This is a genomic window from Mariniluteicoccus endophyticus (genome assembly GCF_054780035.1).
In genome coordinates, this window is sequence record NZ_BAAGXC010000009.1 from 15,171 (window position 1) to 39,658 (window position 24,488).

27 protein-coding genes, 1 tRNA gene, 1 pseudogene and 1 riboswitch are annotated in these 24,488 nt (G+C 72.0%); of the genes and pseudogenes, 17 read left to right on the top strand and 12 right to left on the bottom strand.

Features of this window, described 5'->3' with window-relative positions:
• The first annotated feature begins 28 nt into the window (after positions 1-28).
• From ACYVGD_RS02560 to ACYVGD_RS02575, 4 genes are all read left to right on the top strand, one after another.
• A complete protein-coding gene (locus tag ACYVGD_RS02560) occupies positions 29-892 on the top strand; it encodes a PSP1 domain-containing protein (RefSeq protein WP_460741413.1) in 864 nt (287 codons plus the stop codon).
• The gene (locus tag ACYVGD_RS02565) at positions 889-2,508 is read left to right on the top strand and encodes an alpha/beta hydrolase (RefSeq protein WP_460741414.1); all 1,620 of its coding nucleotides are present in this window, start codon (positions 889-891) and stop codon (positions 2,506-2,508) included. Before ACYVGD_RS02560 ends, ACYVGD_RS02565 begins: the two co-directional genes overlap by 4 nt.
• A 59-nt stretch (positions 2,509-2,567) precedes the next feature.
• Positions 2,568-2,640, top strand: a tRNA-Thr gene (locus tag ACYVGD_RS02570).
• Between the two features lie 53 nt (positions 2,641-2,693).
• Positions 2,694-3,191 carry a copper chaperone PCu(A)C gene (locus ACYVGD_RS02575; RefSeq protein WP_460741415.1) on the top strand — a complete coding sequence of 166 codons (498 nt, stop codon included), beginning with the start codon at positions 2,694-2,696 and terminating at the stop codon, positions 3,189-3,191.
• Between the two features lie 3 nt (positions 3,192-3,194).
• Here the strand turns inward: ACYVGD_RS02575 and ACYVGD_RS02580 are convergent, their stop codons facing one another.
• From ACYVGD_RS02580 to ACYVGD_RS02605, 6 genes are read right to left on the bottom strand one after another with little or no spacing between them, the layout of a single operon-like run.
• Entirely contained in the window at positions 3,195-3,788 is a 594-nt protein-coding gene (locus ACYVGD_RS02580; RefSeq protein ID WP_460741416.1) for a histidine phosphatase family protein, read from the bottom strand.
• 18 nt (positions 3,789-3,806) lie between these two features.
• Positions 3,807-4,289 carry a SixA phosphatase family protein gene (locus ACYVGD_RS02585; RefSeq protein ID WP_460741417.1) on the bottom strand — a complete coding sequence of 161 codons (483 nt, stop codon included), beginning with the start codon at positions 4,287-4,289 and terminating at the stop codon, positions 3,807-3,809.
• Positions 4,286-5,299, bottom strand: a complete 1,014-nt coding sequence (locus tag ACYVGD_RS02590; protein ID WP_460741418.1) for a TRM11 family SAM-dependent methyltransferase — start codon at positions 5,297-5,299, stop codon at positions 4,286-4,288. Before ACYVGD_RS02590 ends, ACYVGD_RS02585 begins: the two co-directional genes overlap by 4 nt.
• A 13-nt stretch (positions 5,300-5,312) precedes the next feature.
• A complete protein-coding gene (locus ACYVGD_RS02595) occupies positions 5,313-5,672 on the bottom strand; it encodes a fluoride efflux transporter FluC (protein ID WP_460741419.1) in 360 nt (119 codons plus the stop codon).
• The gene (locus tag ACYVGD_RS02600) at positions 5,669-6,046 is read right to left on the bottom strand and encodes a FluC/FEX family fluoride channel (RefSeq protein ID WP_460741420.1); all 378 of its coding nucleotides are present in this window, start codon (positions 6,044-6,046) and stop codon (positions 5,669-5,671) included. Before ACYVGD_RS02600 ends, ACYVGD_RS02595 begins: the two co-directional genes overlap by 4 nt.
• A 4-nt stretch (positions 6,047-6,050) precedes the next feature.
• Positions 6,051-6,593 (bottom strand): inorganic diphosphatase, encoded by a 543-nt coding sequence (locus ACYVGD_RS02605; RefSeq protein ID WP_460741422.1) that lies wholly within the window; start codon positions 6,591-6,593, stop codon positions 6,051-6,053.
• 207 nt (positions 6,594-6,800) lie between these two features.
• Here ACYVGD_RS02605 and dacB point away from each other — a divergent pair, with 207 nt between their 5' ends.
• The 9 genes from dacB to ACYVGD_RS02650 are packed head-to-tail and all read left to right on the top strand — an operon-like array spanning position 6,801 to position 14,302.
• Positions 6,801-8,237 carry a D-alanyl-D-alanine carboxypeptidase/D-alanyl-D-alanine endopeptidase gene (gene dacB, locus ACYVGD_RS02610; protein ID WP_460741423.1) on the top strand — a complete coding sequence of 479 codons (1,437 nt, stop codon included), beginning with the start codon at positions 6,801-6,803 and terminating at the stop codon, positions 8,235-8,237.
• On the top strand, positions 8,237-9,169 hold the full coding sequence (tilS, locus tag ACYVGD_RS02615) for a tRNA lysidine(34) synthetase TilS (protein ID WP_460741424.1): 933 nt from the start codon (positions 8,237-8,239) through the stop codon (positions 9,167-9,169). Before dacB ends, tilS begins: the two co-directional genes overlap by 1 nt.
• Before the next feature lie 10 nt (positions 9,170-9,179).
• Positions 9,180-9,731: a hypoxanthine phosphoribosyltransferase gene (hpt, locus tag ACYVGD_RS02620; RefSeq protein ID WP_460741425.1), complete on the top strand. Its 552-nt coding sequence runs from the start codon at positions 9,180-9,182 to the stop codon at positions 9,729-9,731.
• Between the two features lie 22 nt (positions 9,732-9,753).
• Positions 9,754-9,957 carry a hypothetical protein gene (locus tag ACYVGD_RS02625; protein WP_460741426.1) on the top strand — a complete coding sequence of 68 codons (204 nt, stop codon included), beginning with the start codon at positions 9,754-9,756 and terminating at the stop codon, positions 9,955-9,957.
• 7 nt (positions 9,958-9,964) lie between these two features.
• Positions 9,965-12,034 (top strand): ATP-dependent zinc metalloprotease FtsH, encoded by a 2,070-nt coding sequence (ftsH, locus tag ACYVGD_RS02630; protein WP_460741427.1) that lies wholly within the window; start codon positions 9,965-9,967, stop codon positions 12,032-12,034.
• A 15-nt stretch (positions 12,035-12,049) separates the two neighbouring features.
• On the top strand, positions 12,050-12,451 hold the full coding sequence (locus tag ACYVGD_RS02635; RefSeq protein WP_460741428.1) for a TOBE domain-containing protein: 402 nt from the start codon (positions 12,050-12,052) through the stop codon (positions 12,449-12,451).
• The gene (locus tag ACYVGD_RS02640) at positions 12,448-13,173 is read left to right on the top strand and encodes a cobalt-precorrin-6A reductase (RefSeq protein WP_460741429.1); all 726 of its coding nucleotides are present in this window, start codon (positions 12,448-12,450) and stop codon (positions 13,171-13,173) included. The genes ACYVGD_RS02635 and ACYVGD_RS02640 overlap by 4 nt, the downstream gene beginning before the upstream one ends.
• Complete coding sequence (locus ACYVGD_RS02645) at positions 13,170-13,784, top strand: mismatch-specific DNA-glycosylase (protein ID WP_460741430.1); 615 nt, start codon at positions 13,170-13,172, stop codon at positions 13,782-13,784. Before ACYVGD_RS02640 ends, ACYVGD_RS02645 begins: the two co-directional genes overlap by 4 nt.
• Positions 13,781-14,302 carry a PadR family transcriptional regulator gene (locus ACYVGD_RS02650; RefSeq protein ID WP_460741432.1) on the top strand — a complete coding sequence of 174 codons (522 nt, stop codon included), beginning with the start codon at positions 13,781-13,783 and terminating at the stop codon, positions 14,300-14,302. Before ACYVGD_RS02645 ends, ACYVGD_RS02650 begins: the two co-directional genes overlap by 4 nt.
• Here the strand turns inward: ACYVGD_RS02650 and ACYVGD_RS02655 are convergent.
• The 5 genes and pseudogenes from ACYVGD_RS02655 to ACYVGD_RS02675 all read right to left on the bottom strand — a co-directional run bounded on the left by ACYVGD_RS02655 (position 14,274) and on the right by ACYVGD_RS02675 (position 19,720).
• Positions 14,274-14,648 (bottom strand): hypothetical protein, encoded by a 375-nt coding sequence (locus ACYVGD_RS02655; protein WP_460741433.1) that lies wholly within the window; start codon positions 14,646-14,648, stop codon positions 14,274-14,276. The two genes, ACYVGD_RS02650 and ACYVGD_RS02655, sit on opposite strands and share 29 nt — an antisense overlap.
• A gap of 148 nt (positions 14,649-14,796) precedes the next feature.
• A complete protein-coding gene (locus tag ACYVGD_RS02660; protein ID WP_460741478.1) occupies positions 14,797-15,240 on the bottom strand; it encodes a GNAT family N-acetyltransferase in 444 nt (147 codons plus the stop codon).
• A gap of 129 nt (positions 15,241-15,369) precedes the next feature.
• Positions 15,370-16,185: pseudogene (gene cobA, locus ACYVGD_RS02665) on the bottom strand (uroporphyrinogen-III C-methyltransferase); the annotation flags it as partial.
• The gene (locus tag ACYVGD_RS02670) at positions 16,182-17,612 is read right to left on the bottom strand and encodes a cobyrinate a,c-diamide synthase (protein WP_460741434.1); all 1,431 of its coding nucleotides are present in this window, start codon (positions 17,610-17,612) and stop codon (positions 16,182-16,184) included. The gene ACYVGD_RS02670 and the pseudogene cobA, both read right to left, overlap by 4 nt.
• The gene (locus ACYVGD_RS02675; protein ID WP_460741436.1) at positions 17,612-19,720 is read right to left on the bottom strand and encodes a putative cobaltochelatase; all 2,109 of its coding nucleotides are present in this window, start codon (positions 19,718-19,720) and stop codon (positions 17,612-17,614) included. Before ACYVGD_RS02675 ends, ACYVGD_RS02670 begins: the two co-directional genes overlap by 1 nt.
• 42 nt (positions 19,721-19,762) lie before the next feature.
• A riboswitch (adenosylcobalamin (AdoCbl) riboswitch) is annotated at positions 19,763-19,849 on the bottom strand.
• Positions 19,850-19,927: 78 nt separating this feature from the next.
• Between ACYVGD_RS02675 and cbiT the strand changes: the two genes are divergently transcribed.
• The 4 genes from cbiT (at position 19,928) to ACYVGD_RS02695 (ending at position 23,969) form a co-directional block, all read left to right on the top strand.
• Positions 19,928-21,139, top strand: a complete 1,212-nt coding sequence (gene cbiT, locus ACYVGD_RS02680; protein WP_460741437.1) for a precorrin-6Y C5,15-methyltransferase (decarboxylating) subunit CbiT — start codon at positions 19,928-19,930, stop codon at positions 21,137-21,139.
• On the top strand, positions 21,136-21,912 hold the full coding sequence (gene cobM, locus ACYVGD_RS02685) for a precorrin-4 C(11)-methyltransferase (protein ID WP_460741439.1): 777 nt from the start codon (positions 21,136-21,138) through the stop codon (positions 21,910-21,912). The genes cbiT and cobM overlap by 4 nt, the downstream gene beginning before the upstream one ends.
• Before the next feature lie 188 nt (positions 21,913-22,100).
• Positions 22,101-23,168, top strand: a complete 1,068-nt coding sequence (locus ACYVGD_RS02690) for a winged helix DNA-binding domain-containing protein (RefSeq protein WP_460741440.1) — start codon at positions 22,101-22,103, stop codon at positions 23,166-23,168.
• Positions 23,169-23,192: 24 nt separating this feature from the next.
• Positions 23,193-23,969, top strand: coding sequence for a potassium channel family protein (locus ACYVGD_RS02695; RefSeq protein WP_460741441.1), 777 nt, complete (start codon positions 23,193-23,195; stop codon positions 23,967-23,969).
• On the opposite strand, the gene ACYVGD_RS02700 is transcribed toward ACYVGD_RS02695, so the two are convergent.
• Entirely contained in the window at positions 23,872-24,486 is a 615-nt protein-coding gene (locus ACYVGD_RS02700) for a YdcF family protein (RefSeq protein ID WP_460741443.1), read from the bottom strand. The genes ACYVGD_RS02695 and ACYVGD_RS02700 overlap by 98 nt on opposite strands.
• Positions 24,487-24,488 lie beyond the last annotated feature (2 nt).

A 24,488-nucleotide genomic window follows, 5' to 3' on the forward strand; every position in this document is an offset into this window, starting at 1 on the left:
GGTTGTCCCGCCGGTTAGGGTTGGCGACATGCGCGTCATGGCAGTCACCTTCACCAAGCACGGGCGGCTGCACCACGTCACGGCCGACGACGGCGCGTACGCAGTTGGGGATGCCGTGCTCGTCGAGACCGACGGTGGCCCCGAGGTCGCGACAGTCATGTGGGCGCCGGAGGAGGCGTACGAGGACCCGGGCGAGATCCCGCGCTGCGTGGGCCTTGCCACCCGGGCCGACCTCGACCGAGATGAGCACAACAGGCGTCGCCGGGCCGAGGCGCGGGTGCTGGCGAACCGGCTGATCCGGCTGCACAGGCTGCCCATGAAGGTCGTCGGTGTCGACTGGCTCGACCGCAGCGACGACTATGACCAGATGGCCGTCATCTACTTCACCGCGCCCGGACGCGTAGACTTCCGGGCGCTCGTCGGCGAGCTCGCGCGCGGGCTGCGGGCCCGCATCGACCTGCGCCACGTGGGTGCCCGCGACGAGACACGCATCAGCGGCGGCATCGGCTCGTGCGGGCGTGACCTGTGCTGCTCGACGTTCCTGCGGGAGTTCGAGCCGATCTCGGCCCGCATGGCCAAGGATCAGGGGCTGCCGACCAACCCGCTGCGCATCGCCGGCGCGTGCGGCAAGCTCATGTGCTGCCTGAAGTATGAGCACCCCCTCTACCAGGAGTTCGCGAAGACCGCGCCGGCCGTGGGGGAGAGAGTCGTCGTCGACGGCGAGGAGGCCACCGTCGTCGGTCACGTCGTCCCCGCCGACGAGGTCGTGCTGCGGATGTCGGCCACCGGTGAGGTCGCCCCGTGCAGCCACGCCGACGCCTGCTCGGCGCGACGCGCGTACGAGACCCGCGGGGAGCGCCGCAAGCCGCGCCACAAGAGGGGCCAGGCGTGAGACGGCTGGTCGCCCTGGCGGGAGTCCTGGCTCTGAGCGCGTGCGACCTGGGTACGCGCGGTCCCGTGGTCTCCCAGGCCCCCAGCCCGCCCGCGACCACGTCGACCGCCACTACCAGCGAGCCGACGGCGGCGCCGAGCCCCTCGCGTACGCCGGTGGACCGATCCAGCCCCGACCGTCCTCGCACGCGGGCACCCGACGTGAAGCCCCCTGGCTTCGTCGACCCGCCCGCGGGAATGGGCCTGCAGCGCTATCTGGGGCAGACCATCGACTGGGGCGACTGCGAACCGGGGCAGGACCGCCCCGAGGGGACGCGCTGCGCCACGATCGCCGCACCGCTAGACCACGGCGACCCGGACGGCCAGGCGATCACGCTCGCCCTGACGCGCGTCCCCGCTACCCGGCAGCCGAGCCGCGGCTCGATCTTCGTCAACCCCGGCGGCCCCGGCGCCGGTGGCCGAGAGCTCGCGTGGCGGTTCGCCCACGGGGGTCTCGAGGACTACGACATCGTCGGCTGGGACCCGCGCGGCACCGCCGGTTCGACCCCCGTGCGCTGTGACGACGGCCCCGGCCTGGACGCCTTCCTCGCGACCGACCAGACCCCTGACGACGAGGCGGAGCGCACCACCTACCTGGAGGTGAGCCGCGCGTTCGGCGCATCGTGCCAGGCCCGCAGCGGGCGTCTCCTCGAGCATGTCTCCACCGTCGACACCGTCCGCGACCTCGACCTGATGCGCCAGCTCGTGGGCGACGAGAAGCTGAACTACCTCGGCTACTCCTACGGCACCGACGTCGGCTCCCGGTACGCGCACATGTTCCCCGGCCGGGTCGGCCACGTCGTCCTCGACTCCAACATCAACCCCGATCCCGACGACCGCTCGATCATCCAGGCGCAGGGCTTCGACCGGGCGCTGGAGGCGTACGCCGACTGGTGCGTCAAGGAGTCGTGCGGGCTGGGCTCCGACCGGAACGCCGTCGTCGGCGCCGTGCTGGGGCTCATCGACGGGCTCGACCGCTTCCCGATCCCGGTCGGGAAGCGCCTGCTGACCCAGTCCCTCGGCGTGACCGGGGTGATCCTGCCGCTATACGGCACGGCCGAGTCGTTCCCCATGCTGACCCGCGCGGTGACCGCCGCACGCGAGGGGAAGGGGGAGTACCTCCTGTCGCTGGCCGACTCCTACAACAACCGCAACCGCGACGGGTCCTACGACCCGATGACCGGCGCGTTCTACGCCATCCGGTGCCTCGACCGCGGTGACGGCGGCGTGGCCGCCGAGGAGCGGGAGACCCAGCAGGAGGCCGCCGCCGCCCCGCTGATGGGCCCACGCTTCGGCGCCGACCTCGTGTGCCCGTTGTGGCCCGTCGCGCCGCGCCCGCCGGAGCCGATGGTGCGCGCCGAGGGGGCCGCACAGATCCTGGTGATCGGCACGACCGGCGACTCGGCGACGCCGTACGAGTACGCCGAACGCATGGCCCGCCAGCTCGCGTCGGGCGTGCTCGTGACCCGCGTCGGGGAGGGACACGCCGCCTACGGCCACGGCAACTCGTGCATCGACGGGGCCGTCGTCGACTACTTCCACGACAGGGTCCCCGCCAACGGGCTGCGCTGCGGCTGACGAGTTGGTCGTGCGCGCTGCGGGCGGCTATAGTCTGTCCTCGGCCGTACCGCGGCCACGCCGCCTTAGCTCAGTTGGTAGAGCAACGCACTCGTAATGCGTAGGTCAGCGGTTCGAATCCGCTAGGCGGCTCTCTTCATGCCCGTGACCGGGAACTCGTCCCGCCCCCGCCGCGTTCACCGATCGTGATCACCCGCCACGTCTCCCCGCCGCTCGCCCTGACCCTCGCGGTCTGTGGGCTGAGCGCGTGCGGTGCGGCACCGCGCAGCGACAGCTCAGCGGCGGCCCCCGCGGCGATCGCGACGCCCGCGACGATGGTCGTCGAGAAGCCGTGGGTGCGCTCGACCGAGGGCTCGGCCGACCCGGCACGCACAGCGGCATACATGAACCTCGCCAACCGCGGTGACGTCGAGGTCGCGGTGGTCGCCGCGGACGCCGACGTGGCCCAGTGCTCCGAGATCCACCTGATGTGGCCCGACAAGAGCATGTATGTCGCACCGGACGGCGTACGCGTCAGGGCCCGCGACGACGTGCACCTCGCGCCCGGCGGACCCCACATCATGCTGATCGGGCTCACGCGACCGCTGCCCGTGGGAGACGAGGTCACGTTCACCGTCCGCTTCTCCGACGGCACCCAGCAGGTGGTCCGGGCGCCGGTGAAGCGGTTCACCGCCGACGGGTGAGGATCACAACTCCACGTCGTTCCAGCGCCGGCACACCCACCCGTCCCCATCGACGTCGACCACCACGCCGCCGGCCACCGGCAGGGGGTTCTCGCGGACGAGGTCGGTGGTGACGTTGCTGCACAGGTGGCGCAGCCCGGTCTGGATGATGCCGCCGTGGCTGACGAGCACGACCACCTCACCACGGTGCAGGTCGGCGGCGTCCTCGCCGACCGTGCGCAGCCGCTCCACGACCTGACGGCCGGTCTCACGGTAGAGCTGGAGGTCGAGCCGCCCGTCCAGCCACCACTGGAACGTCTCGTCGAGCTCGGTCGGCGGCACCGGACAGGTCAGCATCTCCTCCTCCGGTATGAGGAACTCACGCAGACGGTCGTCGTCACGCACCTCGAGCTTCAGCTCGTGACCGATGATCGCCGCGGTCTGGGTGGCTCGAGGCATCGTCGACGACCACAGACCGGCCACGCGGTCGCCACGCAGCCCGTCGGCGATGGCCCCGGACTGACCGCGGCCGGCCAGCGTCAGGGTGCGGGGGAGGTCGTCCCCCGCCTCGCCGTGGCGGACGAAGACGAGCCGGGCGGGGCACTGGAGGTCGGACATGGGTCCAACCTACGGTGCTCAGGCGCCGAGGCGGACGAAAGCGGGCACACCGATCGGCGCGCCCCAGGCGTCGACGGCCAGGCCAACGAGCGAGGCGGTCGGGAACGAGTACGCCAACCGCTGCGCCTCGGGGTGGCCGGACAGGTCGCCGAGGTCGAGAACGGTCTGGTGGATGCCGGGGTTGTGCGCCACCACCAGCAGCGTGCGGGCCTCTTCGGGGGCCTCCGAGATCGCCTGCCGGATCGTGTCGGGGTCGGCGTTGTAGAGCCCGTCGACGTGCTCGACGACATCGCCGAGGGCCAGGTCTGCGGCGGTCTGTCGCGTACGCAGCGCCCCAGACACCAGTGCGTGGTCGACGCGTACGCGCTGCTGGGCGAGGAAGCGTCCCACGGCACGGGCCTGGTCGTGGCCTCGGTCGGTCAGCGGCCGCTCGCGGTCGCCGCGTCCCGGCGCGTAGTCGGCGGCCTGGGCATGACGCATGAGGATCAGCAGGCGGCTCATCGCGGCTTCACCGCCACGAGGATGTCACGGTTGATCGAGGAGTCGACGCGGTGGGCGAGCTCGAGCCACGGGCCCTCCTCACGGACGCCGAGACCGGCGGCCGCGCAGTGGGTGGCGACGTCCTCGCGCGGGACGCCGAGGGTGTTCCACGACAGGCCGAGCGCACCACCGGGTGTCAGCTGGCTGGCCCAGACCTTGATCGACTCGCCCAGCAGGCCGGCGGGCGAGCGGTCGCGCTTGCCGGAGACGCCGCGTACGTCGGTCTGCTGCGAGCCGTGCACCACGCCGTAGGGCGCGTCCGCGACGACGAGCTCGAACTTCCGCTTGCCGTACAGCGCCGCCGACTGGCGCGTGTCGCCGGTGAAGACCGTCGCAGTGAGCTGGCCGCCGTCGGCGAGGTTGACCTTGGCGTCGAACCGCTTGCCGAGCGACTTGCCCTCACGCCGCACCGGAGTCATGGCGGCGGTGTGCTTGAGGCGCTTGCGGCGCAGCCAGGTCTTGTAGAAGGCCGCCATCTGCTCCACGGCCTTCACATCGGCCTCGACGCCTGCGCCGTCGAGACCCAGCAGCCACGCCTGGCCGAGCGTCGTGCCGCGGCCGCACAGCGGGTCGAGCACCGTCCACGCCCGCGAGTCGTCGGCGTCGACCGCCGCGAGCGTCACGTTCAGCAGCAGGCGGGTGAACTGCTCGTTGGTCTTGCCTGGATATTTCGGGATCGTCACCAGGTCGTCGTCGAGGACGTCGACGGTCGGCACCTCGACCGGGCGCAGCACGTCGCCCTCGCGCTGGAACAGGGCGAGGTACGCCGACTGACGCGCGACCGCCGCCAGCAGGTCGTCGCTCGGCTCCGCGGAGAAGCCCAGGTAGTCGACACCGGCGACCGTCACGGGGGCGACGTCGTCGAGCTCCGCGGTGATCGCCAGCTCCGCGGCCGCGAGCCGGGCGGCGTGGCCGGCGTACACGCGGTTGCTGGAGGGGTTGACGAGCATGAGGTGATCCATGGGGGCCATCCTCCCAGAGTCGTCAGGCGCCGAGCACGATCCCGGCCGCCCAGCCCGCGTACGCCGCCGCCGGGCCGACCGCCAGGCTCACCGCGATGTAAGCCAGCCCGCGCTCGGGGCGGCGCCGGAGGAGGCGCACGGCGTCGACGGCGAACGTCGACCAAGTGGTGAGCGCACCACAGAACCCGGTGCCGACGAACGCGAGGCGGGCGTCGTGCCCGAGCAGGGCTACCGCGGCCCCAAGCACGAACGACCCCAGCACGTTGGCGACGACCACACCCCACGGCCAGGCCCCGTCGTCGGCGGGGGCGAGCCACCAGCCCAGCACGAAGCGGGCCGCGCCGCCGAGCGCGCCGCCCAGCGCGACCGCGAGCCAGGTCATCGCCGCCCCCTGCCGGCGAGGGCCCACGCGGCCCACGCGGCGGCGACCGCGCCACCGAGGTCCAGCACGACCCAGCCCGCGCCGGGCCAGCCGTCTTGGACCGCCATGAGGGCGACGGTCGAGAACGTGGTGAGGCCGCCGCAGAAACCGGTGCCGACCAGGGCCTGGAGGTGCTTGGGGGCACGGGCGACGAGCAGCCCGAGCACGAAAGTGCCGACGATGTTGATGATTGCCACGACCGCGTGGGGGTCGCCGGCCCGCAGCGCGGCCTCGCGCGCAAGAGCCCCGGCGGCCGCCCCGATTGCGACGAGCCCGAGCGTGCGCAGCGGGAAGGGCTCCCGTCGGCGCGCACCCGGGCTCGGACGTGTCGTCAATCGCTCAGTAGAGGTTCACGTGCTTGTGCTCGAACGACGTGCCCTTGGCGCGCTCGAACGAGGCCTCGATCTCCTTCTCGGTCTCGTCGCGGCCGACCCAGGTCGCGCCCTCGACCGACTTGCCCGGCTCGAGGTCCTTGTACACGGTGAAGAAGTGCTCGATCTCCATCACGGTGTGGGTGGGGATGTCGTCGAGGTCCTGCAGGTAGTCGAGGCGGTGGTCGTCGGTCGGGACGCAGATGACCTTGTCGTCGCCACCGGCCTCGTCGGTCATGCGGAACATGCCGATGGCGCGGCACTCGATGAGGCAGCCGGGAAACGTCGGCTCGGGCACGAGGCACAGCGCGTCGAGCGGGTCGCCGTCCTGGCCCAGGGTGCCCTCGATAAAGCCGTAGTCCGACGGGTACTGCGTCGACGTGAACAGCGTGCGGTCCAGACGGATGCGGCCCGTCTCGTGGTCCAGCTCGTACTTGTTCTTCGTGCCCTTGGGGATCTCGACGGTGATGTCGAAGTGGATGCCCTTCGGCTCGGCGTTGCTCTCGGTCACCTGTGACTCTCCTCGTTCCGAATGCTCCCGCGCGGACTGGCGCGGTCATCGGGTCGAGCCTACCGCCCACGCCCGGCTGTCGCAGCGCGTCGCGGCGAGGTTCTGACCTGTGGTTCCCACGCGGGCGCGCGGTTCACGGCACGCCTGCCCCCGGCTCCTATGATGGTCGGGGCCCGAGCGGGCCGGGGTTCTGGGATGGGGGAGCAGATGGCGTCACGCCGCACGAGCACGATCATGGAGCTGCTGGTCGTGGTCGCGCTCGTCGTCGCGATCGTCCTGGGCAGCGTCAGCGGCTTGTTCGGCTCGGTGGGCCGCAAAGCCCTGTATGCCACCGGGTTGTGGGTCGATGGCGGGTCGTCGACGTTCGACCCGTCGGTGCTCGACGAGCACGATGCGGCGGCCAGGCCGCTGCCGGCCGCCCCGACGCGCCCGGTCCTCGCTGCGGCCGGCCGTGAAAGCGGTACGCGGGCCCAGACGGTCGCCGACCGCGTACGCGCCGTCGGTCCGCGCGGCGGCCAGTGGTGGGGCCACGTCGTCGATGCGAGCACCGGGGACACCCTGTTCGCCAACAACGAGGCCGGCGACGGCGTACCTGCGTCCACCAACAAGGTGCTGACCTGCCTCTCCGCGCTCGAGGTGTACGGGCCCGACCACCGCTTCGCCACCACCGTGGTCACCGACCCCGCCCAGCCGGGCACGGTCTACGTCGTCGGCGGCGGCGACCCCTACCTCGCGAAGGACGACGCGCCCCGCTACCCTGCGCGCGCGTCCATCCTCCAGCTCGCCGGACAGGCCGTCGAGGCGCTGAAGGAGCAGGGCATCACCGGCCCGGTGAAGGTCGTGGCCGACTCGTCCTACTTCTCCGGCCCGGGCTGGAACAACGACTGGCTGCCCGGCTACCGCGACTACGCGACCGAAACGTCCGCGCTGTGGATCGGCGAGGGCCAGACCGTCGGACCCATCGGCCCGCGCGACCCGCAGCCTGCATTGTCGGCGGCGAAGGCGTTCGGCGACGAGCTGAGGCGACTGGGCGTACCCACCGGCGAGGTCGCGCCGGGCACGGCCCCGCAGGGCGCAACCCAGGTCGCGCGCGTCGAGTCGATGCCGCTGGAGAACATCGTCGAGCAGGTCCTCATCCACTCCGACAACGACGCCGCCGAGGTGCTGTTCCGCCACGTCGGCCGCGACGGCGGCCGCTCCGGCTCGATCGCCGACGCCCAGACCGCCCACCGCGAGGTGCTGCAGAAGCTCGGCGTGTGGACCGACGGGATGCGCATCGTCGACGGCTCCGGGCTGTCGCGCGCCAACCTCGTGTCTCCCCGCTCGCTCACCAAGGCCGTCTTGATCGCGGTCGCCCCCGACAACCAGCGGGAGCGCTCCATCGCGACGGGCATGTCCGTCGCTGGCGTCGAGGGCACGCTGGCCTCGCGGTTCGTCGAGGACGGCACCGAGCCCGGCCGCGGACTCGTGCGCGCGAAGACCGGCACCCTCACCGAGGTCCACTCGCTCGCCGGCTACGTGCGGGACGCCGACGGCGCGCTGCTGGTCTATTCCTTCATCGTCAACGGCGACAAGGACGAGTACGAGACCCGCGTCTGGCTCGACCGTGTGACGTCGACGCTCGCCGGGTGCGGGTGCCGCTGATGAGCAGGAAGGCGTTGGGCCCGGCCACCCTCGCGGTCGTGGCGGCAGTCGAGGCCGCGGTCGCCGTGCGCCCCCTGGTGGTCGGCGTCTCCGGCGGTGCCGACTCGCTCGCGCTCGCCGCCGCCACGGTCGTCGTCGCCGGCCGACGCGGGCTCCTGGCCCGCGGCCTTGTCATCGACCACGGGCTGCAGGACGACTCCGCCGAGGTCGCCGCCAAGGCCGCCAAGCGGGCCGGACGCCTCGGGCTCGAGTGCGACGTCGTGCCGGTCGAGGTCGCACCCGCCGGCGATGGTGTCGAGGCCGCCGCCCGCACCGCCCGCCGCGAGGCGCTCGAGCTCGTCGCCGGCTCGCTCGACGCCGACATCCTGCTCGGCCACACGCTCGACGACCAGGCCGAGTCGGTCCTGCTCGGACTCGCCCGCGGGTCCGGCGCCCGGTCACTGTCCGGCATGCCCGTACGCCGCGGGCGCGTCGTGCGCCCGCTGCTCGGCCTGCGCCGGGCCACCACCGAGGCGGCCTGCGCCGAGCTCGGCACGAAGTTCTGGGCCGACCCCCACAACGCCGACCCGGCGTACGCCCGCTCCCGGGTACGCCACCGGGTGCTGCCCGTGCTGGAGGACGAGCTCGGCCCCGGCATCGCCGAGGCGCTGGCCCGCACCGCTGACCTGCTGCGCGACGACGCCGACCTGCTCGACGACCTCGCCGGCGCCCACACCACCGAGCACGAGCTCGACATCGACGCACTGCCGAAGGAGCGGGCGCTGCGCGGGCGCGTGCTGCGCCGCTGGCTCGTCGACCAGGGTGCGAGCGAGCCGACCATGGGTCACGTCCACGCTGTCGAGGAGCTCGTCACCCGCTGGCACGGCCAGAAATGGGTCGACGTGCCCGGCGTACGCGTCGCCCGGCGTGCGAACCGGCTGTGCGTCCTGTAAGACTGGACCCGTGGACGACGCGCACATCTCCGATGACCTGACCAACGTGCTCTACACCAAGGAGCAGGTGGCCGAGCGGCTGGCCGAGCTCGCGGGGGAGATCGACGCCGAGTATGACGGCAAGGACCTGCTGCTCGTCGGCGTGCTGAACGGCGCCGTCATGGTGATGGCCGACCTGTCCCGAGCCATGCGCATCCACTGCGAGATGGACTGGATGGCCATCTCCTCCTACGGCTCCGGCACGCAGTCCTCCGGCGTCGTCCGCATCCTCAAGGACCTCAACACCGACATCCACCACCGTCACGTGCTGGTCGTCGAGGACATCATCGACACCGGCCTGACGCTGTCCTACCTCATCTCCAACCTGAAGTCGCGCGAGCCCGCGAGCCTCGAGATCATGACGATGTTCCGCAAGCCGGAGGCCGCCCAGAACGCGGTCGACGTGAAGTGGGTCGGCTTCGACATCCCCAACGAGTTCGTCGTCGGCTACGGCCTCGACTACGCGGGCCGTTACCGCAACCTGACGTCCGTCGGCACCCTGGCGCCGCACGTCTACAGCTGACGCACTCCTGACCGGGGATGCCGTGAAGATCCACGACGCCAACCTGTTCGACGGCCGGGACGTCGGCTCCTCCTGCAGCTCGACCCACTCCACGTCGGCAGCCACAGACCGCAGCGGCACCTGGGCGAAGAAGCTGGGATTCGAGGTGTTCGCGGCGGAGACACCCGAGGCCGGAGCGGTGATTGTCCTCGCTGGTAAGGTCGGGTTGCCCACATTCGCTCATTAGGTAGGTCATGAACGCATCCCGCATCTTTCGCGGCCCACTGCTCTGGATCATCCTTGGCCTGTTCATGGCCTTGATCATCTTCGACATGGTAGGCAAGGGGGTCGACGGCTTCGAGGAGAAGCCGACCTCCGAGGTCGTGTCGGTCATCAACGGCAACGACAGGATCAAGTCGGTCGAACTCGTCGAGGGTGAGCAACTCATCAAGGTCACCATCGACGACAAGTCGAAGATCAAGGGCTACTGGGTCGGCAGCCAGTCGGGCGCGATCGCCGATCGCCTGCAGCAGCGCACGGTCGACAAGACCATCGAGAACTGGTCGGTGAAGGTGCCGCAGCCGTCGGTGCTGACCTTCCTGCTGACGTCGCTGCTTCCGTTCCTGCTCATCGGCCTGGTGTTCTTCTTCCTGCTCAACTCGATGCAGGGCGGTGGATCCCGCGTCATGCAGTTCGGCAAGTCCAAGGCGAAGGTCACGTCCAAGGACACCCCGAAAACGACGTTCGGCGACGTGGCCGGCTGCGAGGAGGCCATCGAGGAGCTCCAAGAGATCAAGGAGTTCCTGGCCGAGCCTGCGAAGTTCCAGCAGGTGGGTGCCAAGATCCCCAAGGGTGTGCTCCTCTACGGTCCGCCCGGAACCGGCAAGACACTGCTCGCGCGCGCCGTCGCCGGTGAGGCCGGCGTACCGTTCTTCTCCATCTCCGGCTCCGACTTCGTCGAGATGTTCGTCGGTGTGGGTGCGTCCCGCGTACGCGACCTTTTCGAGCAGGCCAAGGAGAACGCGCCCGCCATCGTCTTCATCGACGAGATCGACGCAGTCGGTCGCCACCGCGGCGCCGGCATGGGCGGCGGTCACGACGAGCGCGAGCAGACCCTGAACCAGCTGCTCGTCGAGATGGACGGCTTCGACGTCCGCGGCGGCGTCATCCTCATCGCCGCGACCAACCGACCCGACGTGCTCGACCCGGCCCTGCTGCGTCCCGGGCGCTTCGACCGTCAGATCGCCGTCGAGGCCCCCGATCTCAAGGGCCGCTTCCAGATCCTCAAGGTCCACGCCCAGGGCAAGCCGATGGGCCCCGACGCCGACCTCGAGTCGGTGGCCCGGCGTACGCCCGGCTTCACCGGCGCCGACCTGGCCAACGTGCTCAACGAGGCCGCGCTGCTCACCGCGCGGTCAGACCAGAAGGTCATCTCGATGGCCTTCCTGGACGAGGCGATCGACCGCGTCATCGCCGGCCCCCAGAAGCGCACGCGCCTGATGAACGAGAAGGAGCGCCTCGTCACCGCCTACCACGAGGGCGGCCACGCGCTCGTCGCCGCGGCCATGCACGGCACCGATCCCGTCCAGAAGATCACGATCCTGCCGCGCGGTCGCGCGCTGGGCTATGCGATGATCATGCCGGACGAGGACAAGTACTCCCAGACCCGTGGCGAGCTGCTCGACCAGATGGCCTACATGATGGGTGGTCGCGCGGCCGAGGAGCTGATCTTCCACGACCCGTCGACCGGAGCTTCGAACGACATCGAGAAGGCCACGAAGGTCGCCCGTGCGATGGTCACCCAGTATGGCCTGTCGCCGCGCATCGGCACCGTCCAGCTCGGCTCGGGCGACTCCGAGCCGTTCCTCGGCATGGCCGCCGGCGGCGGTCGCTCGATCGACTACTCCGACGAGACCGCGAAGATCGTCGACGAGGAGGTCCGCCTGCTCCTCGAGAACGCCCACCAGGAGGCGTTCGACGTGCTCGACGCGAACCGCGAGGTGCTCGACACCCTCGTCCGCGAGCTGTTCGCCAAGGAGACGCTGCTGCGTCACGAGGTCGAGGCCCTGTTCCGGGGCATCGTCCGCGGCCCGATCCGCGGTGCCTACACCGGCTCGGAGCGTCGTCGCCCGTCGGCGATCCCGCCGGTCGACCCGCCGCCCGCGCCGAGCGTCCCCGAGGAGCACCCGGCCGGTGGCTTGCAGCTGCCGCCCGGCCAGACCGGTGGCACCGAGCCCCCGATGCCTCCCCACCGCCCCGGCGACGGCCAGGGCTGGGGTCGCCCCGGCGAGGGTGGCCCGATGGGCCCGGGCATCACCGGCTGACCCCAGGAGGTCTCTGTGCCCCACCTACGCATCAGCGAGGCCGCCATCCTGCTCGGCGTCAGCGACGACACCGTGCGCCGCTGGATCGAGCAGGATCGGCTGAGCGTCGGGACCGACACGTCGGGGCGCAAGGTCGTGGACGGCGCCGAGCTCGCCGGTCTCGCCCAGCACCAGGCCGAGCAGTCGCGCCGCGACGAGCTCGACCGCATGGGCGGACGGTCGGCCCGCAACCACTTCACCGGCCTCGTCACGCGCATCGTCTCCGACACCGTGATGTCGCAGATCGAGCTCCAGGCCGGCCCGTTCCGCGTCGTGTCGCTGATCTCCACCGAGGCCGTCGACGAGCTCGGCCTGGAGGTCGGCTCCATCGCGACTGGCGTGGTGAAGGCCACCAACGTCACCATCGAGCGCGCATGAGCGTCCTCGTCCTCGGCGGTACGCGGGAGGCGCGCGACCTCGCCGCCCGCCTGGCCGACTCCGGCGTACGCGTCGTCTCGTCGCTGGCCGGCCGGGTCTCCAACCCGGCCCTGCCCGTCGGCGAGGTCCGCGTCGGCGGTTTCGGCGGCGTCGAGGGGATGCGTACCTATCTCGAGGCCGAGGGGGTCAGCGCCGTCGCCGACGCGACCCACCCGTTCGCCGCGACCATCTCCGCCAACGCCGTCGCCGCCTGCGGGGAGGCCGGCGTGCCCCTGGTCAGGCTCGTGCGTCCCGGCTGGGAGACCCGCGACGACGCGCGCGACTGGTTGTGGGTCGATGACATCTCGCAGGCGTGCGCGGCGATGGAGATGATGGGGGAGAGGCCCTTCCTCACCTCGGGGCGCCAGGGGCTCGAACACTTCGCCGCCTGGCGCGACCGGTGGGCGCTCGTCCGTGTCGTCGAGCCCCTGCCCGCGGACGCGTGGCCGGCGTGGACCGTGCTCACGACGCGCGGCCCGTTCGACTTCCAGTCGGAGCTGAAGCTCATGCGCGACCACGACATCGAGGTGCTGGTCACGAAGAACTCCGGGGGATCACTCACCGAGCCCAAGCTCGACGCGGCGGCCCGCCTCGGTGTGGGCGTGGTGATGGTACGCCGGCCCGTCGAGACGGCCGACGTGGTGGTGGGCACCGTCGACGAGGCCGTCACGAGGCTCGCGTGACGTTCTCCCGCCGGTCCCCGCTGGGCGGACGCCGCCCCACCCGCGACGAGCTCGCCGACTTCGTCGACGGCGGCATCGACGACGTCATCGCAGACGACGTGAAGCTGCTGGTCGTCGGCATCAACCCCGGCCTGTGGACCGCCGCGGTCAACGCGCCGTTCGCCCACCCCGGCAACCGGTTCTGGCCGTCGCTGGCCATGTCGGGGCTCATGCCCCACCGCGTGGACGCCTCCTGCGGCCTGTCCGACGAGGACCTGGCGGTGTTCACCGGCCGCGGGCTCGGCCTGACCAACCTCGTCGACCGGGCCACCGCCCGCGCCGACGAGCTGTCGGCCGACGAGCTGAGGGATGGGCGTAGGCGCCTCGAAGCCCTCGCCGCCGAGGTGAGGCCGAAGGTCATCGCGATCGTCGGCATCACGGCCTACCGCACGGCGTTCGGTGAGAAGAAGGCCGTGATGGGCAGGCAGGAACGGACGATCGCGGGTGCCGAGGTGTGGGTGCTCCCGCAGCCCAGCGGGCTCAACGCGCATGCGCCGCTGCCGGTGCTCGCCGACTGGTGGCGTCAGGTCGGGCAGGCGGCCGGGATCCCCCTGGAGGAGACCCAGCCGTGATCCACGTCGTCCTGGGGCTGCTGATGGTCCGCCCCATGAGCCAGTACGACCTGTTGAAGGCCTTCGAGCAGACGATCTCGTTGTTCTACAGCGCCAGCCCCGGCAGCATCCGTCGGGCCCTCGACCAGCTCGCCGCCGACGGGGCCATCGAGCCGCACGACGCCGAGGGTGGCCGGGGACGGCGGCCGTGGCGGATCACCGACGTCGGGCGCGCCCGGTTCCATGCGTGGATGTCCGCCGACGTGGGGGACGCGGGCGACCGGGAGGTCCTGGCCCGCCTGTTCTTCCTCGGTCACCTGGCGGCGGGGGAGCGCGCCATGGTCGCCGCCCGGGTCGTCACCGGCCTCGAGCGTGACCTCGCGCGCCTCGAGGCGCTCGCCCGGGAGGCGGATGCGCGCGAGGTCCCCGCCGAGCAGCAGGCGGTCTTCCGGTACCAGCGTGCGACGCTCGAGCTCGGCCTGCGCCAGGCGCGCGAGGCCGTGGCGTACGTCAGCGGTCTCGCCGAGCAGGACGGCTGAGCCACGCACCGAGCGCGATCAGCGCGCAGACCGGTGACCACACCCGCTCCGGCGCCGACGGGCTGATCGCATTCAGCACGGTGCCGCCGGCCATCAGCGCGGCGAGGGCGGTCAGCCCCACTCGGCGTACGCGGTCGCTGCCCACGTCGGTCGCCACGCCCAGGGTGAGCGCTGCGTACACACCTGCCGCTATGCCACTGGCGACGCGGAGGTGGGTGGGGAGGGTGCCGGGATGGGCGCCCCCGTACGAGGCCGCGCCCCACGGGGCGCCAGCCGCCAGGCCGAGCTGGAAGAGGCCGAGAGCGCCGCAGCCGCAGACGGCCGCACCACGCAGGATCGTTCGCATGTCTCAACTGTAGCAAAGACATGTCTATTAGACATATATGGTCGAGGGGGCGTGCTGAATCATCCGCGATCTGGCATCAGCCGACGGATTTCTGCGCCAAGGAGCGATCTGAGGATGATTCGGCACGCATCCCAGGGGTGTCAGCCCTTCAGCCGAGCGACTTCTTCATCCCCACGTGGCTCGGCACCCAGCCCGCACGCTCGTAGAACCGCTGCGCGTCCTCGCGCTGGCGGTCGGTCGTGAGCTGGGCCAGCGTGGCACCGTGCGAGGTGGCGTACTCCTCAGCCCATGCCAGGAACGCGCCACCCAGACCGCCGCCTCGGTGGGAGGCGGCCACGCGTACGCCCTCGATCTGCGCGCGCAGCGCGCCGCCGCGGGACATGTTCGGGATGAGCGAGACCTGCATCGTCGCGACGACCTCGTCGCCGTCGCGGACCACCGCCAGCGTCTGGCCCGGGTCGCGCTCGATGGCGCGGAACGCCCGCTCGTACGGGGCGAGGTCCGCCGACTCACGCCCCGCGCCCAGCGCGTCGTCGGTGAGCAGCGCGACGATCGCCGGGACGTCTTCGGCGGTCGCCTCTTCGACGGGCAGCTCGCGATCGCCGTGGGGGAGGGTGGCGAGTCTTCTGGCTCCTCGTCTCGCTGGCGCTCGCTCGGAGAGCGGGGTGGGGTCGGGCGCTCGCTCGGAGAGTGGGGTGGGGTCGGGCGCTCGCTGGGGGAGCGGGGTGGGGCGCGGGGTGCCGAGGTCGAGGGCGGCGACGGCCCCGATGATCGTCGTCGCGGGCGCCTCGATGCCGGCCTCCGCGCAGCGGTCGGCCAGGTCGGCCAAGGTGCCGCGGACCTCGCGCTGGTCGGGGTGGTCGGCGTTCTCTATGGTGATCGCGGGGGTGGCCGGGTCCATGCCCGCCTCCATCAGACGGGCGCACACCTCGGGCAGGCGCAGCACGCCCATCATGACCACCAACGTGGTCCGCGTACGCGCCAGCGCGTCCCAGTCCAGGTCGCAGCCCGGGTGCCCCGGTGCGAGATGGCCGGACACGACGGTGAAGCCCTGCGACAGGCCGCGGTGGGTGACGGGTACGCCGCCAGCGGCGGCCGCCGCGATCGACGACGAGATGCCGGGGATCTCACGAACCCGTACGCCCGCCTCCGCGCACGCCAGTGCCTCCTCGCCGCCGCGGCCGAAGACGTAGGGGTCGCCGCCCTTGAGCCGGACCACGTGGCGGCCGTGCCGGGCGTGCTCGACGAGCAGTGCGTTGATGGTGTCCTGCGGGGTGAACTCGCCGCGGGGGATCTTGCCGACCTCGATGAGCTCGCAGCCCGGGCGCGCGGCATCCAGCACCGACAGCGGTGCCAGCCGGTCGTAGAGGATCACGTCCGCGCGCCGGATCTCACGGAGCGCCTCGAGCGTGAGCAGTCGCTCGTCGCCCGGGCCGCCGCCGACGAGGACGACTTCGCCCTCCTCGTCTCGCTGGCGTTCGCTCGCAGAGCGGTGGTCGTGCTCGGGCTCGCTCGGACAGCGGTCGCTCGGGTTCATCGTGGTTCCTTCCCGGCCACGGCTGCGGCGAACCGTTGCGCGATCTGGGGGCACCCTGCCCAGTGCAGGTGCAGATAGCTGGCGTGGAGCGTCGACGAGCCTTGGGAGGACAGGGCATATCCGTCGGCGCGGCCGTCGAGCAGCCAGGCCGGGATATCGCCGGCGGCGGGCTCGATGGTGGTGCGGTGGAACTCGTGACCGACCACCCGCGTACCCGCCGGGCCGAGTAGCGTGTCCTGCGGGGCGACGGCCGTGCGGTAGCCGAGCGTGAGTCGAGCGCCCATGGCGCCGGTCGAGGGGAGCACGCCGGCCATGGCTTGGTCACCGAGGGCCCGGCCGAGATAGAGCATGCCCGCGCACTCGGCGACGGTGGGCAGGCCCGCGTGGATGCGGCTGCGGATGGAGGTGGTCAGGGCTGTGTTCGCGGCGAGCGCCTCGGCGTACACCTCGGGGAATCCGCCGCCCAGGTAGAGGCCCGCCGTGCCGTCGGGGAGGGCGCTGTCGGTCAGCGGGTCGAACTCGACGACCTCGCAGCCGGCGGCGCGCAGGAGTTCCTCGTTCTCGGCGTAGCGGAACGTGAACGCCCGACCGCCGGCGACTGCCACGACCGGCGCGCTGTCGGTCACGCGCGTCACCTCGGCGGTCGGACGCCACGGCTCGGTCACCAGCGGGGCGGCACGGCAAGCCAGCGCCTCAACCGCGGCCAAGTCGACCTCGGCGGCGATCTGGTCGGCGAGGTGGGTCATCACGTCGGCGGCTTCATCGCGCTCGGCGACGGGCACCAGGCCCAGGTGGCGAGAGGGTGCTGAGACGCCGGAGTCACGCGACAGGACGCCCAGGACGGGGACACCCACAGCCTCCATCGCGCTCGTCGCCTCGGCCGCGTGGCGTGGTGAGGCGGCCTTGTTCAGGATCACGCCCACGACCTCGACGTCTGGCTGGAACGTCGCCAGCCCATGCACCCATGCGGCCACCGTGCGGGATGTGTGGGAGATGTCGACCACGAGCAGGACCGGCGTACGCGTCAGCGTGGCCACGTGGGCCGTCGAGCCGAAGCCCTCACGCCCCAGCTGGCCGTCGAACAGGCCCATCACGCCCTCGATGATCGCGATGTCGGCGAGCTCGTCGTGCCGGTCCTCGACGCCGGCGTGGCAGGCCTGGTGTTCGAGTCGCGCGCCGTGCGCGAGCAGGGGGGCGATGCGGTCCTCGCCGCACATGACGGGGTCGAGGTTGCGGCCCGGACGACCGGTTGCGAGGCGGTGGTAACCCGGGTCGATGTAGTCCGGGCCGACCTTGAACCCGGCCACCTCGCTTCCGCGGCGCGCGAGTGCCGCCATGAGTCCCGACGCGATGGTCGTCTTGCCGTGGCCCGACGCGGGTGCGGCGACGACGAGCCGGGGGAGGTGCACCTCGTCGTGGGAGGCCATCAAGCGGCCTCGCGGTGCGTCCGCACGGCGTCGACCAGGCGATCGGCGGCGACCTCGTCGAGCGCGACGTGCTCGGCGGCGAGATGGGTGGCGAGCTGCCGCGCCAGACCCATGCGGAAGCGGCCGGTCTCGCAGTCGATCACCAGGCAGTCCACGTCCGTCTCACGCAGGTGGTCGGCGACCTGCTGGGCGCGCCTGACGGCGTCCGGGCCCGAGGTGGCCCGCCCGTCGGTGATCACGACGAGCAGCGCGCGGCGGCGCGGGTCACGGATGCGCTCCAGGCGCAGCGTCTCGGCGGCGGTCCACAGGCCTTCGGCCAGCGGCGTACGCCCACCGTGCGGCAGCTCCTCCAGCCGGCGCGCCGCCGCGTCGACCGACGACGTCGGCGGCAGCGCCAGCGTCGCCTCGTGGCCGCGGAACGTCACCAGGCCGATCTTGTCGCGGCGCTGATAAGCGTCCAGCAGCAGGCTCAACGTGGCCGTCTTCACCGCCTCCATGCGGGCGCGGGCCGCCATCGAGCCCGACGCGTCCACGCAGAACAGCACGAGGTTCGACTCGCGCCCCTCCGTGATCGCCCGGCGCAGGTCGGAGCGCCGGAACAGCAGGTGGGACGAGCGGCCGCGCGCGTACTGCTGTGGGGCCGCCGCCCGGATCGTCGCCGGCAGGTGCACCGGGCCCGAGCCCGGGGCGTCGGTGGAGCCGATGCGGCGCCCGCGCGAGGTGATCGCCCGGCTGCGGCGGCCCGCCTCGCCCTCGCCCACGCCGCGGGCGGTGAACAGGCGCGTGCGGAACGGCTGGTCGGCCCGGGCGACGCCCGCCGGGGCGATGATGGGTTGGTCGTCGCCCTGCGGCTGCGGCTCCGCGTCTTGACTGCGCTCCGCGTCTTGCCATGAGCTCGGCTCCTCGTCGCGCTGGCGCTGGCTCGGAGAGCGGGAAGGTTCGGTGTCCCTCGGCTCCTCGTCGCGCCGGCGCTCGCTCGGAGAGCGGGAAGGTTCGGTGTCGCTCGGCTCCTCGTCGCGCTGGCCCTCGCTGGGAGAGCGGTCGTCGTCGGGGGCGGGCGGATCGGGCTCGGGCTCGTCGTCCCCGAGAATCTGGTCGAGCAGGTCCTCGTCGAGGCCCGGGGCGTCGAACGGGTTGCGGCGACGGCGGTGCGGCAGCGACAGGCGGGCCGCCGCGCGGATGTCCTCGCGCGTCACGTCGGTGCGGCCGTGCCAGGCGGCGTGGGCCACGGCGGCGCGGGCGGTGACGATGTCGGCGCGCATTCCGTCCACGTCGAACGCCGCGCACACCTCGGCGATCTTGGTCAGCGCGGCGGCGGACAAGCGTACCGAAGCCAGCGTCTCCTGCGCGGCGACGATCCGCGTACGCAGGTCCTCCTGCTCGGCGGCGAAGCGTGCCGCGAAGCCCGCCGGATCGGCGTCGAAGGCGAGCCGGCGGCGTACCACTTCGGCACGCAGCCCGGGGTCGCGCGGCGCGGCGACCTCGACGGTCAGGCCGAATCGGTCAAGCAGCTGCGGGCGCAGCTCGCCCTCCTCGGGGTTCATGGTGCCGACCAGCACCATGCGGGCGGCGTGGGAGACCGAGACACCGTCACGCTCGACGGTCGCGCGCCCCATCGCGGCCGCGTCGAGGAGCAGGTCGACCAGGTGGTCGTGGAGGAGGTTCACCTCGTCGACGTAGAGGATGCCGCGGTTCGCACCCGCCAGCAGTCCCGGATCGAACGCCGTCTGGCCGGAGCCCAGCGCCTTCTCGAGGTCGAGCGAGCCGATGACGCGGTCCTCCGTGGCGCCGACGGGCAGCTCGACCAGGCGCGCGGCACGCGTCGCCGTCCTGCCGTCGGAGGGGTGGGGTCCGTCCGGGCAGCTCGGGTCGGGTCGCGTCGGGTCGCAGCCGAACCGGCACCCGGCCACGACGCGCTGCTCGGGCAGCAGCTCGGCCAGCGCGCGGACCATGGTCGACTTCGCGGTGCCCTTCTCGCCGCGGACGAGCACGCCGCCCACCTCGGGGGAGACCGTGGTCAGGACCAGGGCCAGGGCCATGTCGTCGGATCCGACGACGGCGGCGAACGGGAAACCGACGGTCTTGGTCGGCGTCTCGGCAGTGCTCACAGTGTCCTCCTCACGGGTCCGCGCCCGAGGTAGTCGGTCGGTGAGGGCAGGAGACGACCTGGCTTCGGGCTGACGCCCTTCACAGTGGCGGGACCGCTCCGGATTCGCACCGGATTCCTCCCCGTCCTCGTCCGCGATCATCCCACCGTGGTGGGCAGGCTGTCGACCACGAGCGAGCCGCGGGCACGAACGGCTATCGTCTGCCGCGTGATCGATGTCGTGGGAGTGGGGGCCGACGGGCTGTCAGGGCTCCCTGCCCCCACCCGCGCCCTGGTCGACTCGGCGGAGGTCGTCATCGCCGCCGAACGCCTCGCCGAGGGTCTGCCCGCCCACGTCGACGTACGCCCCTGGCCGTCGCCGATGCGCACCGGGCTGCCGGCGCTGCTGGCCGAGCTCGCCGGTCGTCGCGTCGTAGCGCTCGCCTCGGGCGACCCGTTCGTCGCCGGTGCCGGCGGCACGCTCGTCGACCTGCTTGGCCCCGAGGGTGTACGCGTCCACCCGGCTGTGTCGTCGGTGGCGCTGGCCCGGGCCCGCATGGGCTGGCCGTCCGACAGCTGCACCGTCGTCCGCCTCCGTGGCCGCGACCTCACGCCGCTGCGCCGCGAGATGGCCCCCGGCGTACGCCTCATCGTGCTGTCGGGCGACGCGGAGTCGCCGTCGGAGGTCGCCGCGATCCTGACCGTCGCCGGCTTCGGTGGGTCGACCCTGACCCTGCTCGGCGACCTGGGCGCCAACACCGAGAGCCGCGCGACCTGTCGCGCCGACGAATTCGCGCTCGCCGCCCCGCGGCTCAACCTGGTCTGCGTCGAGGTCGCGGGCCGTCCCGCGCCGGTGGGATCGCGTACGCCGGGCCTGCCCGACGACGCCTACAGCACGACCCGCGGCCAGCTCACCAAGCGGCACGTACGCGCGACCGCGCTGGCGATGCTCGCCCCGCAGCCCGGCGAGCTGTTGTGGGATCTCGGCACCGGGTCGGGATCCGTCGCGATCGAGTGGGCCCGCTCCCACCCGACGTGCCGGGCGCTCGCCGTCGAGCGCGACCCGCAGCGCGCCGCGCTCGCCCACGACAACGCCGCCCGCCTCGGCGCGGTCGGCGTGGAGGTCGTCGAGGGTGAGTCCGCCGAGGTCGTCGGCGGGCTGGCCACCCCAGATGCCGTGTTCATCGGCGGGGGCGTGACGCGTGACCTCATCGACGCCACCTGGGCGGCGCTTCGCCCCGGCGGCCGGATCGTCGTCCACGCGGTGACCCTCGAGACCCAGGCCCTGCTCCTCGCCGCCCGCAGCGACCTCGGCGGCGACATGTTCGAGATCGCGGTCCGCGAGGCCGAGCCCATCGGCCGCTACACCGGGTGGGCGAGCGCCCGTCCCGTCCACCAGTGGGTCGCCCACAAGCCCATCACCTCACAGGAGTCGCAGTGACCGTCCACTTCATCGGCGCCGGGCCCGGCGCGGCCGACCTCATCACGGTGCGTGCGGCCAGGCTCATCAGCGAGTCGCAGGTGTGCGTCTACGCCGGCACCTATCTCGACGACGAGGTCCTCTCGCACTGCCCCGAGGGCGTCGAGCTCGTCGACTCCCAGAAGCTCGACCTCGACCAGATCACCGAGGTCCTCGTCCGTGCCCATGCCCAGGGCAAGGATGTCGCCCGCCTGTGCTCGGGCGACCCGTCGATCTATTCCGCCGTCGCCGAGCAGTCCCGCCGCCTCGATCGGGCCGGTGTCCCGTGGGACGTCACACCGGGCGTGCCAGCGTACGCCGCCGCCGCGGCCCTGGTCGGGCGCGAGTTGACCGTGCCCGAGGTGGCCCAATCGATCGTGCTGACACGCGCCCAGGCCGCGTCGACGAAGATGCCCGACACCGAGGCGCTGGAGAACTTCGCGGCGACGCGGGCGACGCTGGTGCTGCACCTAGCGATCCGGCGTACGCGCGAGCTCGCCGAGCGGCTTGTGCAGTTCTACGGCGAGGCCTGCCCGGTGGTCGTCGTCGCCAACGCCTCGCAGCCGACGCAGCAGATCTTGCGCGGCACGCTCGCCGACATCGGTGCCCAGGTCGAGGACGCCGGCCTGCGCCAGGCTGCGGTGATCATGGTCGGTGAGGCGCTGCGCGCCGAGGACTTCGTCGAGTCCCATCTGTACGGCAAGCGCTGCAGGCCCGCACCCCCGCGCTCGGCCAGCGGGGCAGCCGCCCCTTGAGACCGCGCAGCTGTTCCGGGGTTGGGCAAGGGTCCGGGCTGGGTCATCGGGAAGTCTTCCAGGAACAGTTCGAGTCATCTTTGGGCCGTGCTGAATCAGCTGAAAGTTGGTGTGAACCACCCGGATTCGACGGGTTCCGCGCAACTTTTTGTTGATTAGGCACGCCGCCAGTTGGCTAGGGTGCAGGTGTGGACGTCGACGAGGTGCTGGCGTTGCGGCTCGCCGCGCAGGGACTGACCGGACCGGACTTCGGCTCGGTGACCGAGGCGGTGCAGGCATCGCTCGCGCGGCAGGCCCAGGACGCCCCGCTGGCGCGGTGGTCGCTGGCCCAGCGCGTGGAGGGGACCCCGACCGACTCCCAGGTGCTCGACGCGCTGTCGACGGGTGAGGTGGTGCGGACGCACGTGCTGCGACCCACGTGGCACTGGGTGGCTGCCGCCGACCTGCGCTGGCTGATCGCCCTGACGGGACCAAAGATCGTGTCCGGCAACCGCACCCGGCACCGCCAGCTCGGCGTCGACGACCAGGTCCGTGCGGCGTCCGCGCAGGTGTTGCGCCGGGCACTGGCCGGCGCACAGCTGACCCGCAAGGAGCTCGCGCCGCTGCTGCCCACGACCGACTTCCCCCAGCAGGGCCAGGTCGTCGGCCACCTGCTGATGCTCGCCGAGGTCGAGGGGGTCATCTGCTCCGGTGCCCCGCGCGCCGGTGAGCACACGTACGCGCTGGTCGACGACGTCGTCGCGGAGTCGAGCGGACCCGAGGACCCGGTTGCCGAGCTGGTGAGCCGCTTCGTCCACGGGCACGGGCCCACGTCGGTCAAGGACCTCACGCGCTGGTGCAACGTCGCCGCCGGACCGCTGCGGAAGGCGCTCGACAACGGCGGATTCGCCACCGCGACCGTCGACGGCGTGGACCTGTGGTGGGACGCGGGTCTCCAGACACACGGGTTGGAGGGGGAGTGGCTCCTGCCGACCTTCGACGAGGCGTACCTGTCCCACGACCGGCCACGGTTCGCCCGGCTGCAGGGGCACCGGATGGACGACAGACACTTCAACGCGGCCGAGGCCGGCTGGGGGTATGTGGTGGTCGACGGCATCGACGTGGGCATGTTCCGCCGGCGCGCGACGAGGACGCGGGCGACGGTCGAGCTCCACCTGGGCACCGGCATCGGCAGGGCGCGCCGCGAGCGTGCCCTTGCCGCGGCCGAGCGGCTGGGGGACTTCCTCGAGCGGCCCACCGAGGTGACCGTGTCCTGATACCGGGCGTGGGACGATCTCTGGATGGGCACACGTGTTGGGAGCCGACTCGAGCGATGGGACCGGTTGGCGGCCGCCCCACTCATGGCGGCAGCGCTGGCGTTCCTCGTCGCGTATGCGGTACCGATCATCCGGCCGGACCTCGCCCACCCGGTGTGGGAGTGGCTGACCTGGGGGACGTGGGCGCTGTTCGCACTCGACTACCTAGTGCGTCTGGCGTTGGCCCAGGACCGCAGGCAGTTCGTGCGTACCCATCCGCTCGACCTGGTCCTCATCGTCCTCCCGCTGCTGAGGCCGCTGCGCATGCTGCGGATGGTCACCCTGCTGGTCTTCCTGCAGCGCCACGCGGCTGTCCACCTGCGCGGCAAGGTGGTCATCTACCTCGTCGGTGCCTCGACGCTGCTGGGATTCTGTGCCTCGCTGGCGGTGCTCGATGCCGAACGCGGCCACCCCGACGCGACGATCCTGAACCTCGGTGACGCCCTGTGGTGGGCCCTCACGACGATGACGACCGTCGGCTACGGAGATCTCCATCCGGTCACGGGGGTGGGCCGGCTCGTCGGCGCGACGCTGATGGTCGGCGGCATCGCCATCCTCGGCACGGTGACGGCGACGATCGGGTCGTGGCTCGTCGACCGCGTCCGCGAGGAGAACGAGCGCGAGAACGTGCGCGACGACCGGCTGCGTGCCGAGCTGGTCGAGATCAACCGGAGGCTCGACGACCTGGACCGGGATCGGGCACGAACCAGCCGAAGCGGTGATGCATCGTGCGGATGCCGATCAACGACAGGGCTGGCTTGATCCAGATGTGGGGGCCGAACCGGTAGTCGTCGCCGCGGACGAGCCGCTCGGCGAGATCGGGCCGGTAGCGCCACAGGTAGCGGCGTCCCATCTCGGCGTGGACCGAGTTCGACACGATCTTGATCCGGTCGACGTCCTCGAGGAACGGGATGGCGTTGCGGATGTTCTCGCCGGTGTCGAGGCTCGTGCGGTCGCGGAACACCGGGCCCGTGTGGCCAAGCTTCACGAGGTAGTCGGCCATCAGGTCCGCCTCGGGGATCGGATAGCCGGTCGGGCCGCCGCACAGCACCAGCCGCGTGTCCGGGCCGGACATCGACCGCAGGCCAGCGCGTACGCGCGCCTTCATGACCGGGTTGATGACCCGGCGGCGGTTCTTGAACCCCAGGACCACCACCGCCTCGGCGTCCCCGGGGCCGGGGTTGTTCCCGAGGAAGCGACGGGACGCGCGCCAGTGGACCCACTCGCCCCACGCCATCACCCCGGCGTACGCCGCCGCCAGCACCAGTGGACGCCTCATGC

What these genes read in the sequence shown, in the direction of transcription:
- ACYVGD_RS02595 (WP_460741419.1), bottom strand. Translation starts at nt 5,672, where the DNA reads ATGACCTGGCTCGCGGTCGCGCTGGGCGGCGCGCTCGGCGGCGCGGCC.
- ftsH (WP_460741427.1), top strand. Translation starts at nt 9,965, where the DNA reads ATGAACGCATCCCGCATCTTTCGCGGCCCACTGCTCTGGATCATCCTT.
- tilS (WP_460741424.1), top strand. Translation starts at nt 8,237, where the DNA reads ATGAGCAGGAAGGCGTTGGGCCCGGCCACCCTCGCGGTCGTGGCGGCA.
- ACYVGD_RS02695 (WP_460741441.1), top strand. Translation starts at nt 23,193, where the DNA reads ATGGGCACACGTGTTGGGAGCCGACTCGAGCGATGGGACCGGTTGGCG.
- dacB (WP_460741423.1), top strand. Translation starts at nt 6,801, where the DNA reads ATGGCGTCACGCCGCACGAGCACGATCATGGAGCTGCTGGTCGTGGTC.
- ACYVGD_RS02560 (WP_460741413.1), top strand. Translation starts at nt 29, where the DNA reads ATGCGCGTCATGGCAGTCACCTTCACCAAGCACGGGCGGCTGCACCAC.
- ACYVGD_RS02585 (WP_460741417.1), bottom strand. Translation starts at nt 4,289, where the DNA reads ATGAGCCGCCTGCTGATCCTCATGCGTCATGCCCAGGCCGCCGACTAC.
- ACYVGD_RS02670 (WP_460741434.1), bottom strand. Translation starts at nt 17,612, where the DNA reads ATGGCCTCCCACGACGAGGTGCACCTCCCCCGGCTCGTCGTCGCCGCA.
- ACYVGD_RS02580 (WP_460741416.1), bottom strand. Translation starts at nt 3,788, where the DNA reads ATGTCCGACCTCCAGTGCCCCGCCCGGCTCGTCTTCGTCCGCCACGGC.
- ACYVGD_RS02700 (WP_460741443.1), bottom strand. Translation starts at nt 24,486, where the DNA reads ATGAGGCGTCCACTGGTGCTGGCGGCGGCGTACGCCGGGGTGATGGCG.
- ACYVGD_RS02590 (WP_460741418.1), bottom strand. Translation starts at nt 5,299, where the DNA reads ATGGCCCCCATGGATCACCTCATGCTCGTCAACCCCTCCAGCAACCGC.
- ACYVGD_RS02640 (WP_460741429.1), top strand. Translation starts at nt 12,448, where the DNA reads ATGAGCGTCCTCGTCCTCGGCGGTACGCGGGAGGCGCGCGACCTCGCC.
- ACYVGD_RS02655 (WP_460741433.1), bottom strand. Translation starts at nt 14,648, where the DNA reads ATGCGAACGATCCTGCGTGGTGCGGCCGTCTGCGGCTGCGGCGCTCTC.